The sequence below is a fragment of the Desulfomicrobium baculatum DSM 4028 genome, assembly GCF_000023225.1.
Taxonomy (GTDB): Bacteria; Desulfobacterota; Desulfovibrionia; order Desulfovibrionales; family Desulfomicrobiaceae; genus Desulfomicrobium; species Desulfomicrobium baculatum.
The window spans coordinates 3,803,998-3,818,444 of record NC_013173.1 but is presented as its reverse complement, the minus strand read 5'-3'; the positions used below and the strand labels follow the sequence as shown (position 1 = coordinate 3,818,444).

At 58.0% G+C, this 14,447-nt stretch carries 13 protein-coding genes; 8 read left to right on the top strand and 5 right to left on the bottom strand.

Annotated features, from left to right (window positions below):
* Positions 1-48: 48 nt before the first annotated feature.
* From DBAC_RS16905 to DBAC_RS16870, 8 genes are read left to right on the top strand one after another with little or no spacing between them, the layout of a single operon-like run.
* Positions 49-1,278 carry a lipoprotein-releasing ABC transporter permease subunit gene (locus DBAC_RS16905; protein WP_015775542.1) on the top strand — a complete coding sequence of 410 codons (1,230 nt, stop codon included), beginning with the start codon at positions 49-51 and terminating at the stop codon, positions 1,276-1,278.
* A complete protein-coding gene (locus DBAC_RS16900; RefSeq protein ID WP_015775541.1) occupies positions 1,271-1,948 on the top strand; it encodes an ABC transporter ATP-binding protein in 678 nt (225 codons plus the stop codon). The genes DBAC_RS16905 and DBAC_RS16900 overlap by 8 nt, the downstream gene beginning before the upstream one ends.
* Positions 1,938-4,625, top strand: coding sequence for an outer membrane protein assembly factor BamA (gene bamA, locus DBAC_RS16895; RefSeq protein WP_015775540.1), 2,688 nt, complete (start codon positions 1,938-1,940; stop codon positions 4,623-4,625). Before DBAC_RS16900 ends, bamA begins: the two co-directional genes overlap by 11 nt.
* A 39-nt stretch (positions 4,626-4,664) precedes the next feature.
* Complete coding sequence (locus DBAC_RS16890) at positions 4,665-5,180, top strand: OmpH/Skp family outer membrane protein (protein WP_015775539.1); 516 nt, start codon at positions 4,665-4,667, stop codon at positions 5,178-5,180.
* An 11-nt stretch (positions 5,181-5,191) separates the two neighbouring features.
* A complete protein-coding gene (gene lpxD, locus DBAC_RS16885; RefSeq protein WP_015775538.1) occupies positions 5,192-6,220 on the top strand; it encodes a UDP-3-O-(3-hydroxymyristoyl)glucosamine N-acyltransferase in 1,029 nt (342 codons plus the stop codon).
* A 7-nt stretch (positions 6,221-6,227) separates the two neighbouring features.
* Positions 6,228-6,692 (top strand): 3-hydroxyacyl-ACP dehydratase FabZ, encoded by a 465-nt coding sequence (gene fabZ / locus DBAC_RS16880; RefSeq protein WP_043813088.1) that lies wholly within the window; start codon positions 6,228-6,230, stop codon positions 6,690-6,692.
* Entirely contained in the window at positions 6,692-7,483 is a 792-nt protein-coding gene (gene lpxA, locus DBAC_RS16875; RefSeq protein ID WP_015775536.1) for an acyl-ACP--UDP-N-acetylglucosamine O-acyltransferase, read from the top strand. Before fabZ ends, lpxA begins: the two co-directional genes overlap by 1 nt.
* A 7-nt stretch (positions 7,484-7,490) precedes the next feature.
* Complete coding sequence (locus DBAC_RS16870) at positions 7,491-8,303, top strand: LpxI family protein (protein WP_015775535.1); 813 nt, start codon at positions 7,491-7,493, stop codon at positions 8,301-8,303.
* An 85-nt stretch (positions 8,304-8,388) separates the two neighbouring features.
* Here DBAC_RS16870 and thrC read toward each other — a convergent pair whose 3' ends face one another.
* From thrC to rny, 5 genes are read right to left on the bottom strand one after another with little or no spacing between them, the layout of a single operon-like run.
* The gene (gene thrC, locus DBAC_RS16865; RefSeq protein WP_015775534.1) at positions 8,389-9,837 is read right to left on the bottom strand and encodes a threonine synthase; all 1,449 of its coding nucleotides are present in this window, start codon (positions 9,835-9,837) and stop codon (positions 8,389-8,391) included.
* Positions 9,838-9,858: 21 nt separating this feature from the next.
* On the bottom strand, positions 9,859-10,722 hold the full coding sequence (locus tag DBAC_RS16860) for a UbiA-like polyprenyltransferase (RefSeq protein ID WP_015775533.1): 864 nt from the start codon (positions 10,720-10,722) through the stop codon (positions 9,859-9,861).
* 13 nt (positions 10,723-10,735) lie between these two features.
* The gene (gene tyrS / locus DBAC_RS16855; protein WP_015775532.1) at positions 10,736-11,932 is read right to left on the bottom strand and encodes a tyrosine--tRNA ligase; all 1,197 of its coding nucleotides are present in this window, start codon (positions 11,930-11,932) and stop codon (positions 10,736-10,738) included.
* 15 nt (positions 11,933-11,947) lie between these two features.
* On the bottom strand, positions 11,948-12,724 hold the full coding sequence (locus DBAC_RS16850; RefSeq protein WP_015775531.1) for a TIGR00282 family metallophosphoesterase: 777 nt from the start codon (positions 12,722-12,724) through the stop codon (positions 11,948-11,950).
* Positions 12,725-12,731: 7 nt separating this feature from the next.
* Complete coding sequence (gene rny, locus DBAC_RS16845) at positions 12,732-14,291, bottom strand: ribonuclease Y (protein ID WP_015775530.1); 1,560 nt, start codon at positions 14,289-14,291, stop codon at positions 12,732-12,734.
* Positions 14,292-14,447 lie beyond the last annotated feature (156 nt).

Below are 14,447 nucleotides of genomic sequence, written 5' to 3'. Positions count from 1 at the left end.
GCCCGAGCCACGACTCGGACGGCACCGGTCTTTTTAGAGCGAGAACCCATGCACTTTGAATTGTTCGTTTCCCTGCGATATCTTCTGGCCCGCCGCAAGCAGGCCTTCATTTCCGTCATCTCGCTCATCTCGGTGCTGGGCGTGGCCATTGGCGTGGCCTCTCTCATCGTGGTCCTCGGGGTCATGAACGGATTCAGCGAAAACCTGCGCGACAAGATTCTGGGCATAAACTCCCACCTCATTCTCGGCTCGGTCAAACAGACCATCGGCAACTACGACCAACTGGTGCAAAAAAGCCTGCAGGTCGACGGCGTGGTCGCCGCCACGCCGTTCATCTACTACGAAGTCATGCTCTCCACCCCTTCCGGGGTCAAAGGCGTCGTGCTGCGCGGCGTCAGCCCGCAAAGCGCAGGCACGGTTTTGTCCGTCGAAAAGGACCTGATCAGCGGCAGCCTCGCAGACCTTGCCGGCAACGGCGACACCCCGGGCATCGTCATCGGCAAGGAGCTGGCAAGCAGACTGGGCCTGACTCTCGGCAGCAGGCTCAGCCTGCTCGCGCCCAGCGGAAAGAAATCAGCCGCCGGATTTTCTCCGAAGATCGTTTTCTTCAACGTGGTCGGTATCTTCAGTTCGGGCATGTTTGAATACGACTCTTCCCTGGCCTTCGTATCCATCCCCGAAGCCCAGAAAATCCTGGGCTTTGAAGGCGATTTCGTGACCGGGATCGAATACAAGGTATCGGACATAGACGGCGTGCAGAAAATTGGCGAGGCGCTGGTCCGGGCGCTGGGCGGCTTCCCCTTGTACTCGCGCAACTGGATAGAGATGAACCAGAACCTCTTTGCGGCGCTGAAGCTCGAAAAGACGGCCATGGCGGTCATTTTGATCATGATCGTGCTGGTGGGGTCCTTTTCCATCATCACCACCCTGGTCATGATGGTCATGGAAAAAACCAAGGACATCGCCGTGCTCATGGCTCTTGGCGCAACGCCCCCCCAGATCCGGAACATTTTCATTTTGCAGGGCTCGCTCATAGGGGCCGTGGGCACGAGTATCGGATTCGGACTGGGTCTTGCGATCTGCTCCCTCCTCGAAAAATACCAATTCATCAAGCTTCCGGCCGATGTCTATTATCTGGACCATCTGCCTGTGAAAATAGAGCTTCTTGACATGTCCCTCATCGCCGTCGCGGCCATGGCGCTGTGCTTCCTGGCCACCTTGTATCCGGCCCGCCAAGCCGCGAAAATGCACCCCACCGAGGCGCTGCGCTATGAGTGAAGTCTATCGCCTGCAAAACGTCGGCAAGGCCTACGAACAGGGCGAGGAAACCATCACCGTCCTTTCCGGCGTCGACCTGACCGTGCTCGGTGGAGATTCCCTGGCCATCGTCGGGGCTTCGGGATCGGGCAAGAGCACCCTGTTGCAGCTTATGGGCACCCTGGACGTGCCTTCGAGCGGGTCCATCCTGTTCAACGGAGCCGACATATCAACCCTCGGCTGGAAAGAACGGGCCCGCATTCGCAACAAGAACATGGGCTTTGTTTTCCAGTTCCACCACCTGCTTCCAGAATTCTCAACTCTGGAAAACGTGGCCATGCCGGGCATCATCGGCGGCGTGGCCAGATCGCTGGCCCTGGAAAAGGCCGACGCGGCTTTGTCGCGGGTGGGGCTTGCGCATCGACGGCATCACAGGGTAACCACCCTGTCCGGGGGAGAGAGACAACGGGCGGCCATTGCCCGGGCCATTCTGCTTGAGCCCGCCGTTGTGCTTGCCGACGAACCTACCGGAAATCTTGATGAACGGACAGGTCGGGAAGTCAACGATCTTTTATTGCATCTGAACAAGGATCAGGGAGTCACCCTGGTCGTCGTTACCCACAATGCTGAACTTGCCCAATGCATGCATCGCACATTGGAGCTGCGTTCCGGAGAATTGTATGAAACGTAATGTCCTCCTGTGCTTGATTGCTCTCTTGTGTCTCTTCTGCGCCCACCCCGGGTTCGCCGAACCGACGAAAAAGGTCATTGTGCTGCCATTCGCCGTGAACGCGGCACCGGACCTGGCCTATCTGGAGGAGAGCCTGCCCAAGCTGCTTCAGGATCGCCTGACGGCCCTGGGACTGGAAGTGATCCCGCAAGAGGAAACCATGCGGCTCCTGCAAGAACAGCAGGTCGAATATCTGGATCTTGGAATTGCCAGGGACATGGCGCTGCTCTCCGGAGCGGCTTACGCCGTCTACGGCAGCTTCAGCCAGGTCGGCGAGAACATCAGCATCGACACCCGGCTTGTGGAGGCGTTCGGCGTCCGCGAGCCCATACCCTTTTTCGTGGTCAAAGAGGGTGTGATCAACATTCTGCCGGCCATTGAAGAAACCGCGGCCAAGATCCAGAACGGCGTGCAGCAGACAGACCGGATCGCATCGATAGATGTGCGCGGAAACGAAATCCTCGATGATGACGTGGTGCTTATGCGGCTGAAGATTCAGCCCGGCGACGTATACGACCCCAAAGCCGTCAACACGGAGCTCAAAAGCCTCTACGAACTTGGATATTTCGACGATATCGCCATCGCCCTGGAAGACACTGCCGAAGGCAAACGCCTGGTCATAAACGTCAAGGAAAAACCGCTCATTTCAGCCATCAGCGTCGAAGGGGCGGAGGAGCTTGACGCCGACGACCTGCTGGCGACCATCGCCACCAAGACCGGGGCAGTTCTGAACCCCCGGGTTCTGGCCGACGATATGGGCAAGATACGCGAACTGTACCGCAAGGACGGCTTCTATAATGCCGAGGTCGACTACACCTTGACCCAGGCCGACGCCAAGCGTGCGCGACTCAACATCCTCGTGAAGGAAGGCAAAAAGCTCTACGTGACGGACATCGTCATTCAGGGCGCCAAGCAGCTCGACCCCGATGACCTCAAGGACGAACTGGCCTTGACCGAGCGCGGCATGCTTTCCTGGATGACGGGAACGGGAGTGCTGCGCGAAGAAATCCTGGACCGTGACGCAGCGGCCCTTGAAGCCTATTACGGCAATCGCGGCTTTTTGAACGCCAAGGTCGGCCAGCCCGAAGTCAGCTACCTGGACGACGGTATCACCGTGACCTTCCAGGTCGAGGAGGGCGAGCGTTACACGGTGGCCTCCGTCAAGTACGAAGGGGAGATGATCGCCGCACCCGAAGATCTGGATAGCGTCATCGCCCTGGACGACCTGGCCAGGGAGAATGAATTTTTCGATCGCTCCGTGCTGCGCTCCGACCTGCAGAAACTCGTGGAGCACTACTCCAACTTTGGTTACGCCTTCGCCGAAGCCGATGTGAACATGGCTCGCAACGAAGAAGAAAAACAGCTTGATATCACGTACATCTTGTCCAAGGGCAACAAAATCTCCATCAACCGTGTCCTGATCGAAGGCAACACGAAGACCAGGGACAACGTCATCCGCCGTGAAATGCGCCTGGTCGATGGAGACATTTTCGATGGATCCCTGTTGCGCAGGTCCAACACCCGCCTCAACAGGCTCGATTTCTTCGAAACCGTCGAAATCACCCCGGAGCCCACGGCCAATCCCAGCGCTCTCGACCTGCGGGTCAAGGTCAAGGAGAAGCCCACGGGACAGTTCTCCGCCGGCGTGGGCTACTCCAGCTATTCGCAGGTGTTTTTCTCGGGGCAGGTGCTGGAGCGCAACCTCTTCGGCATGGGCTACCAGCTCGGATTCACGGGCACCATCAGCTCAAAGTCCGCAGATTACACCGCCACCTTCTGGAACCCGCATTATGACGACACGGATCTCGGTGTCGGCGTCAGTCTCTACAACAAGATGAATGAATATTCAGATTACGACAAGCAGGCCATGGGTGCCCGCTTGCTCTTTGGATACCCGCTCGGGGAGTACACCAACCTCTCCTGGAACTACCGCATAGAGCGTTACACCATCGAAGATATCGATGACGACGCGGACAAGGTCATTAAGGACATCGAAGGGCAAAACTGGGCCAGTGCCCTGTACGCATCCATAAAACGTGATACGACGGACCGGCGCATCAACCCCAGCAAAGGAACAACCCACCAATTTTCCGTGGAATACGCGGGAGGTCTGATTGGCGGCGATGACGATTTCGTCAAATACATCGTCGACTCAAACCATTATTACCCTGTTTTTCTGGAAACCATTATCCACCTGCACGCCCAGGCGGGATACGTGATGGAAAACGGCAGCGAGCGCATTCCGCCTTTCGAGCGCTTTTATCTCGGGGGCATGAATTCGGTGCGAGGATACGAGGAGCGTAGCATCTCGCCCGTCTATGACCAGCAGGAAGGACAGGAAGGCTACGACGAAGGCGACGAGAAGGGCGGCAACAAGAGCTTCTTCTTCAATGCGGAATACCTTGTTCCTCTGCACAAGGACATGGGCATAGTGGGTCTGGTCTTCTTCGACGCCGGCAAGACGTGGGATGATGACGAATCAGTCGACATGGACCTCTACAAGAGCGTTGGCGCCGGCGTGCGCTGGTACTCGCCTCTGGGCCCGTTGCGACTGGAGTACGGATACCCTCTGGACACGGTTGAAATTGATGACGAAAGAAAGGGTCGTTTCGAATTTTCAGTTGGACAGTTTTTTTAACCACAAGACAAATTACACATTATTGGTGAGGAGTTTTCCATGCGTACATTTATCCTGACAATCTTTTTCGTGCTTTGCCTGGCCCTGACGGCAGGCGCCGAAACCAAAATCGGTTTTATTGATATGAAGACGGTCATCGCCAAGTCCGAACCCGGCTCCAAGGCCATGGAGCAGCTCAAGTCCCAATTCAAGGACATGAAGGACAACCTTGATACACAGAAAAAGTCACTGGACACGCTCAAAGACGAACTGCAGAAACAGTCCATGATGCTCAGCCAGGAAGCCAAGCTTGACAAGGAAACGCAATACAAACGCAAAGTGCGTGACTTCCAGGACATGGGACAGAGCTACCAGCGCAAGCTGCAGCAGGCCGAACAGAACCTTTCAAAGCCCATCATCGACAAGCTTCTGGAAGTGATCGAGAGTTACGGAAAGAAAAACGGCTACACCGCCATTTTCGACAAGCAGGCCAGCGGTGTGATCTACGGCCAAGAAAGTGTTGACCTCACAAACGCCATCATGGCGGAACTCAACAAAGCCATGCGCGGCAAATAACAGAGCGGGCAATGCTTCTTTCCGAAATCGCATCCCGCTTGGGCTTGACCTTGAAGGGCAAGGACCTTGAGATCACCGGGGTCAACACCCTGGCCGAGGCTTCAGCGTCCGAGCTGTCCTTTCTGGCCAACCCCAAATATGCGCCGCAACTCGAAACAACCGGCGCCGGCGCAGTCCTCGTCAGCGCTGATCAGGCTTTGGATACCAAACCCTGTCTGATCAGCGCTCATCCCTATCTTGATTTTGCCCGCAGCGTTCAGCTTTTCGCCAAGCCTCAGGGTTCTTTTGAAGGCATAAGCCCTCTGGCCTTTGTGCACGAAGCCGCGCGCATCGACCCAAGCGCCGCCGTTGCCCCTTTTGTCTACATCGGCCCAGGGGCGCAGGTGGGTGCGGGAGTTCGCATATTCAGCGGCTCCTACCTCGGCGAAGACTGCAGCATCGGCGAGGATACGATTATCTACCCGAACTGTTCGCTCATGGCCGGCACGCTGGTCGGTAAACGGGTCATCCTGCATGCCGGCACAGTTCTGGGAAGCGACGGATTCGGCTTTGCCCAGGCCGCCTCCGGAATGACAAAGTTTCCCCAGATTGGACGGACCGTGATCGAAGACGATGTCGAGATCGGCGCCAACACGACCATAGACCGTGCCGCCTTGGGTGAAACCCGCGTGGGGCACGGCACCAAGATCGATAATCTGGTCCAGCTCGGCCATAATGTGCGGGTAGGGCGAAACTGCATCATCGTGTCGCAAGTCGGCATCGCTGGCTCGACCACCCTTGGTGACGGAGTGGTTCTGGCCGGGCAGGTCGGAGTCGCCGGTCACCTGAACCTGGGCGACGGATGCCGAATCGGCGCTAAGTCCGGCGTAGGCAAGGACGTGCCCCCGGGTCAGGACTTGAGCGGCATCCCGGTCATGCCCCATGGATCTTTTTTACGGGCATCGGCCATCATGCCCAAGCTGCCGGAAATGAAGCGGCGCCTCGGCAGATTGGAAAAGGAACTGGCCGCACTCCGGGAAGAACTTGCGAACAAAGGGTAAAGACATGATAACCAAACCAGAACAGGGCGAAATCGTCAGCCGGGATATTCTGGACCTGCTCCCCCACCGTTATCCATTTCTGATGGTGGACCGCGTGCTGTCCTTCGAACCCATGAAGTCCGTGCACGCCATCAAGAGCGTTTCCATCAACGAACCTTTCTTCCAGGGCCATTTCCCGTCCTACCCCGTCATGCCCGGAGTGCTCATCCTTGAGGCCCTGGCCCAGACGGGCGGAATCATGGTCATTAAAAGCCTTCCCCCGGCGGACACTGTCGGCAAGATATTTCTTTTCACCGGCATGGAAAAAGTGCGCTTCCGGCGCCCCGTTTTCCCAGGCGACCAATTGCACCTGCATGTCACCTACGAGCGGCACAAGATGATGATGTGGAAGACCAACGGCAAGGCCATGGTCGACGGAAAGGTCGTGGCCGAAGGCATTCTCACCGCTTCCATTGTTCCCAGGGAGGACTGATGCAGACATCCATACATCCATCTGCGGTGGTTCATCCGGGTGCATACCTAGGTACCGGAGTCACGGTTGGCCCTTTCGCCATTATCGAAGACTGCGTTCACATCGGCGATGAGACAATCATCGACGCCGGAGCCCAGATAAAACGCTTCACGACCTTGGGCACCAAAAACCATGTCCATTCGATGGCTTGCGTCGGCGGCGAACCCCAGGACCTGAAATTCGGCGGTGAAGAGAGCACGCTTGTCATCGGCGACCGCAACAAGATCCGTGAATTCTCCACCATTCATCGCGGCACCGAAGGTGGCGGAGGAACGACCCAGGTCGGATCGGACAACCTGATGATGGCCTATTCCCATATCGCGCACGACTGCGTGGTCGGAGACAACAATGTCCTGGCCAACGCGGCGACCCTGGCTGGGCACGTGACTGTCGGGAATGAAGTGGTCGTGGGAGGCCTTTCGGCTGTTCACCAGTTCGTGAACATCGGCGACTTCGCATTCATCGGCGGAAAGACCGGGGTTGCCCAGGATGTGCCGCCATTCATGCTGGCCGTCGGCGAACGCGCCACCTTGCGAGGCCTCAATCTCATCGGATTGCGCAGGCACGGTTTTTCCTCGGAAGAAATTCATGCCCTGAAATCCGCCTACAAGCTGATCTGGCGCTCCAACCAGGAGCGCAATGAAGTCATGCAGCAAGTTGAAACGGAACTGGGCAACTTCCAACAGGTCATGAAACTGATCGATTTCATTCGCAGCAGCAAACGAGGCACCATCACGCCTGAACGCATCTAGACAGGCCATGACCAGAACGCTTGGCATCATCGCGGGCGGCGGCTCATTTCCCATCACCGTGGCCAGCACGGCCAAAGAGCGCGGCGAGCGCGTCGTCGGTGTCGGATTCGCTTCCGACACCGATCCGTCTTTTCAGGCCCATTGCGACAATTTCTCCTGGCTGAAGCTTGGCCAACTTGGCAGGCTTATCGATTTCTTTACCGCAAACCATGTCACGCACGTGGTCATGGCGGGGCCCATCAACAAGCCAAAAGCCCTTGATCTTCGGCCCGACTGGCGAGCGGCACGGCTTCTTTTTTCCATCAAGGCTCGCGGGGATGACGTGTTGCTGCGCGCGCTTACGACCGAGCTTGAACGCGAAGGCCTCACTGTCGTGGCTCCACATCTCTACTCGCCAGACCTGCTGGCCCCGGAAGGGGTTCTGACAAAAAGAAAACCGACGCAGAGCGAACGCGAGGATGTGGAGTTCGCATGGACGCTGTCCCAGTCCCTGGGACAATTCGACATCGGCCAGTGCCTGGTGGTGCGGGAGAAAATCGTTCTTGCCGTCGAGGCCATCGAGGGAACCGACGCAGCCATCCGGCGCGGAGGCCAGCTTGGCGGGCCCGGGGCGGTTGTCGTGAAACGCCCCAAGCCGACCCAAGACAAGAGGCTCGACCTCCCCGCCTTTGGCCTTAAGACGCTGCAATCCATGGCCGAGGTCGGCGCGACGTGCCTGGCCTTTGAAGCCGGGGGATGCATCTTTTTCGAACAGCGCGAGGCTCTCGATTTTGCCAATGCCCACGGCATCGCCCTGCTCGGTCTGTCACCGGGCGCGTAGCGCACGCGAAATGCCCATGAAACGAAAAATGGCCGCGGTGCGCACCGCGGCCATTTTTTGTTTTCACCATTTCAGGCCGGCACCGTCATTTTTTATCCAGCCCCAGAATGCCGACCACATTTTGTGCGGCCTGAACCGTAAACGCATCCTCGGACAGGCGCTCTTTGTCCTGCTGATCAATGACCAGACGCGGCACGTTGGCCAGTTTCCTGTCCGGCGTGATTTCAAATTCGGGACCAAACCCGTCATGGAAATACATGTCCTGGAATCCAGCGAACTTCAAAGCGTGGGCGGTGGCGTCGAGCACCGCAAGTTCGCCCTCTTCCATGAGCCCAAGCTCTTTGGCCTTGAACAGTCCGGCCAGGCATTCCCCGCCCTGGGTGCAGGCAATATGGCCGTGCCTGTTGGCCAGCAGCATGGACTCGATGATGCGCTGTTCGCTGACCTGCACCACCGCGAAAGATCCGGCGCCGCCCAGCTTCTGATACTGCTCCGCCAGAAAAGCGACCCTCGGAAAGGATACGGGATTGCCGATCATCGCGGCCTGGGCCACTGACGGCCGGACCTTCACGGCCTCGAACCGGCGATGGCCGGGGTCCTGGTCATAGTACCTGAAAACGGGGTCGGCGTGTTCGGACTGCACGCCGATGATGCGCGGCAGGGTCTCGATGATCCCAAGCCGCAGCAGCTTCAGGAAGCCGCTCATGATGGCCGTGATGTTTCCGGCATTGCCGATGGGCACGAAAATAACCTTACCGCGCAGATCCCAATCATACCACTGTGCCACCTCAAAGGCATAGCTCTCCTGCCCGAGTATGCGCCAGGCGTTCTTGGAATTCAGGAGCGCCACACGGTAATGATCGGCCAGATATTCGACCACCTTCATGCAGTCATCGAAAACACCGGGAATTTCGAGCACTTTCGCCCCACTGCCCAGAGGCTGGGACAGTTGCTGCGCAGTGACCTTGCCCTGGGGCAGCAGCACGACCGAGGTCAGGGGCTCGCCAACATACGCGGCGTAGAGTGCCGCCGCGGCCGAAGTGTCGCCCGTGGAGGCGCAGATGGTCAGCACATTGTCCCACCCATGCTTGGCAACCAGATGGCGCAGGTACGAATAGGCGCACGCCATGCCGCGATCCTTGAATGACGCGGACGGATTCTGGCCGTCATTCTTGAAGGCCATGGATTGGCCCACTAGGCGCTCCAGAGCGGTCGAGGAGCGGGTCACAGGGGTGTTGCCCTCACCCAGATAGACAATGTGCTCCTCGGCCACGACAGGGGCCATCAGCTCGTAAAAACGAAAGATGCCGCGCAGGGCAGGATTTTTCGTCGCCGCCCGCAAATCGAAGATATCGCGCCATGCGGACCCGGGTGTTTTTTCCAACTCTGGAAAGCGGGTATCCTCCAGCAGAAAAACACCCTTGCAGCTGGGGCAGGTGTAATGCAGTTCGTCAATGGGGTATCTGGCCTGGCAGCCGAGGCAGACATATTCCATCTCCCCTCTGTATGTGGGGAAAACGTTGGCTTCGCGCATGAGATGCTCCCTGAATAGTATTTACCTGAGCGCCGTGTCGATGACAGCGCCCGCGAACAAGAAAACCGCTACAAATCCGTTCAAGGTGAAAAAAGCAAGGTTAACCCGGCTCAAATCGTCGGCAGAGATCAGCCGATGCTCGAAAAGCAGGATCGCCGCCACGACCAGGCAAAAACCCGCGTACACAATCCCGGCGCCTGCGGCCCAGCCGGCCAGAAGAAAAAAGAGGGCCGTGACCACATGGCTGAAGGTCGAAAGCGCCAGAGCGATCGGCACCCCTTTGCCTGCCGGCAGAGAATGCAGGCCCTCACTCTGATCGAACTCGGCGTCCTGACATGCGTAAAGAATGTCAAATCCACCGACCCAAAAAGTAACCCCCAGAGCCAGAAGAACTGGAGCAAGCGCAACCTCCGGCGACACGGCGAGCCATCCTGCCAGCGGAGCAAGCCCCAGTACCGTGCCCAGAAAAAAATGGCACAGAGAGGTAAAACGCTTGGTATAGCTGTACATTGCGGACCAGACCAGAGCCAGTGGAGAAAGCGCCAGACACAGGGGGTTGAGCTGCCAGCACGCACCGACAAAGACGAGGGCGCTGACGGCTATGAAAACGAGTGTTTCGAAAACACTGAGTTCGCCCGTCACCAGGGGCCTGGTCTGGGTGCGCGGGTTTTTCGCATCGATGGGGAGATCCGCGAGGCGATTGACCGCCATGGCAAAGGAACGCACGGCCACCATGGCCACGGTCAGCGCCAGAAATATCTTCCAGCCCGGCCAGCCGCCCGCAGCCCAGATCATCCCGAGGTAGGCGAACGGCAAGGCAAAGATCGAATGTTCGATCTTGACCATGCGCGCCAGGAGAACGGTTTTGCGCCACATCGAAAGCATCGGCGAATCCCCCTTACGCGGCCACGAGCTTCAGGAATCTCTTCTTGCCGATCTTGAGCACGTACTCTCCCGGCGCAAATGCAAACGCCGCATCCTCTTCCTTGCGTCCGTCAATGGTCACGGCGTTTTGCTTGCACATCCGCCGGGCATCACCCTTGGAAGAGCACACGCCGCTGTCGCTCAGGACATCGACCAGCAGCGCTCCGGCCTGCACGGAAAAAACCTCGATATCCTCAGGGATGCCCTGCTTGGCGAACACGGAGTTGAAAGCCTCGCGCGCAGCAACGCCGGCCTCGGCTCCGTGAAAGCGCGTCGTGATCTCCTGGGCCAAATCCTCTTTGGCGACCTTGGGATGCAGGGCGCCGGACTGTACCTGCTCGCGCAGGGTACCGATCCGTTCCAGGGAACTGTCGGAAAGCAGCTCATAATAGCGCCACATCAGTTCGTCGGAAATGGACATCAGCTTGCCGAACATGTCGCCCGGAGCCTCATCTATGCCGATGTAGTTGCCCAGCGACTTGCTCATTTTCTGGACCCCGTCGAGGCCCTCCAGAATGGGCATGGTCAGTACGATCTGCGATGCCTGACCGTGTTCGCGCTGCAGGTGGCGTCCCATGAGCAGATTGAACTTCTGGTCCGTGCCACCGAGCTCGACATCCGCCTTGAGGGCCACGGAATCGTATCCCTGTACCAGCGGGTAAAGGAATTCGTGGATGGAGATAGGCTGGTTGCCCTTGAACCGCTTTTCAAAATCATCTCGCTCAAGCATGCGGGCCACGGTGTAGCGAGAGCAAAGCTCGATGAATTCAGCTGCGGAAAACGTGTCCATCCAGGTGGAGTTGAACGCGATCTCGGTGCGATCCTGATCCAAAATCTTGAAAATCTGCTTCTTGTAAGTCTCGGCGTTGCGGAGAACCTCTTCGCGGGTCAATTTCTTGCGTGTTTCGGACTTGCCGGAGGGGTCACCGATCATGCCGGTGAAATCACCGATCAGAAAAATAACCTGATGCCCAAGCTCCTGAAAATGCTTGAGCTTCTGGATCAGCACCGTATGCCCGAGATGCAGGTCCGGGGCCGTGGGATCAAACCCGGCCTTGATCCGCAGCGGAACGCCCCTGCGCAGTTTTGCGACCAATTCCTCTTCGTTGATGATCTCAACGCTCCCGCGCCGGATCTGCTCCAGCTGCCGAGCCAATTCCATATCTGTCATGGCGGTTCCTGTTCTTTAAGATGCCCTGTATTGCCATGCCGTGATCTCGCGGCATTGACCGTCAACCACTTCCATAAGCGCCCCGTTGAGCATGCACGGCCCTTTGGCCAGCTCAAAACGCTGGGGCAGTCCTGTCCTGAATCTGCGTAAAATTATGTCGCTGTCCATGCCCAGGCAGGAATCTTCCGGCCCGCACATCCCCAAATCGGAAATGTAGCCTGTGATTCCGTCGAAGATATACGCGTCGTTGGTCTGGACATGGGTATGCGTGCCAAGCACCGCCTGCACGCGTCCGCGCAGCATATGGGCCAAAGCGCGCTTTTCCGAGGTGGCTTCGGCGTGCATGTCGATCACAATCACAGCCTCTGGCGGAGCCTGGGCCACCAGGTTCTCGGCAACCGTGAAGGGGCAGTCGATGGCTTCCATGAAAGTCCGCCCTTGCAGATTGACGACCATGAGCGGCGGCAGATTCTCGCCCAATTCGTAAACGCCGGCTCCACGGCCAGGCGCTGACGCAGGGTAGTTGGCCGGACGCAGCAGCCATGGTTCATTGTGCAATGCCGGGCGGATGTCGGGAAACTTCCAGACATGGTTTCCGGTGGTCAGGACATCCACCCCGCAGCGGTGCAGCTCCTGCGCGCTTTTGGCCGAGAGTCCAAGCCCGCCGGAAGCGTTCTCGCCGTTGGCCAGAACCACGTCCAGCTCCAATTCCCGACGCAAACGCGGCAGATGGTCTTTCACCATCTGCCGCCCACTGTTACCTACGATGTCGCCAAGGAAAAGAAGTCGCATTCGGGAACTATTTAGCAATGCCCACTGCCCTCTTCTCGCGGATGACCGTAACCCGGATTTGACCCGGATAGGTCATTTTCTCTTCGATCTGCTTGGCGATGTCCTTGCTCAGCATGTAAATCTGGTCGTCGTTGACCGCCTCGCAGTCCACCATGACCCGAACTTCCCTGCCGGCCTGAATGGCAAAGGCTCTGCTGACGCCGGCAAATCCGGTGGCAATCCCTTCGAGTTCCTCCAGACGCTTCACATAGCTCTCAAGAAGCTCCTTGCGCGCGCCGGGGCGGGCTCCGGAGAGACTGTCCGCGGCCTGGACCAACACGGCATAAACGGACTTAGGCGGGACATCCTCGTGATGCGCGGCGATGGCGTGCACGATTTCGGCGGACTCATTGTATTTCTTGGCCAGATCAGCGCCGATCAGCGCGTGCGGACCCTCGACTTCGTGGTCCACGGCCTTGCCCAGGTCGTGCAGCAACCCGGCCCGCTTGGCCTTCTTAATGTCCAGCCCAAGCTCGGCGGCCATGATTCCGCACAAAAAAGCCACCTCAAGGGAATGCTGCAGAACATTCTGGGTGAAACTCGTGCGGAAACGCAACTGGCCCAGCAGCCTCACTATCTCGGGATGAATGCCGTGCACGCCGAGATCGAAAGTGGCCTGCTCGCCAATCTCGCGGATCTGGACATCCATCTCCTTTTCAACCTTCTTGACGATATCCTCGATACGCGCGGGATGAATGCGGCCATCGCTGATCAGTCTTTCGAGCGACCTCTTGGCCACCTCGCGGCGCAGCGGGTTGTATGCGGACAAAATGACCGTTTCCGGCGTGTCGTCGATGATCAGATCAACACCCGTGGCCGCTTCGATGGCCCGGATGTTGCGGCCTTCGCGACCGATAATGCGCCCCTTCATGTCTTCGCTGGGCAGCTCCACGGAGCTGACCGTATGTTCGGAGACATAATCGCCAGCGTAACGCTGGACCGCGCTAGCAATGATCATCTGCGCCTTGCGGTGCGCGGTCTCCTGCGCTTCGACCTCGATCACCCGCACCATCTTGGCCGCCTCATGGCGTGCCTTGCTCTCAATTTCCTGCATGAGGCGGGCGCGGGCCTCTTCACCGGTCAAACCTGAAATTTCCTCCAGGCGGGTCTGCTGGGCGGCGATCAATTCCTGCAACCCCTCCTCCTTCTCCTCGACGGCGCGCTCCTGCTTGGCAACCTTCTTCTCCAGGCTGACCAGCTCGCTTTCCTTCAGAGCCAGAGATTCCACCTTCTTTTCCAGACGCTCTTCCTTGGCCTGCAACCTGGCCTCGTTCTTTTTCAGCTCGCGCTCTCGGTCCTTAGCATCCTGTTCGACTTCCTTCTTCAGGGCGAAAACCTCGTCCTGAGCCTGGAGCAAAACCTCTTTCTTGTGCGCCTGCGCATCCTTCTTGGCTTCATCCAGAATCCGCTCGGACAATTTGCGCGCGTCGTCATTCTCTTGATCGGTGATGTATTTCTTGAACAAAAAACCCGCAACCGCACCAATTCCGGTGCAAATAAAAGCGGTGATTATGATTTGGCTGGTCATGGAAACTCCTTGGCACAATATATTTAAGATGGCTGCGCAACGACCATGATATGTCGTCCCTGTCCTTAAATCGGACCGACGAGACAACAGCGCGAGCGCTTAATTACGATCGGCAAGGAGGGTATGAGAGACTGGCTTTTGGAAGGGGCGAACCAG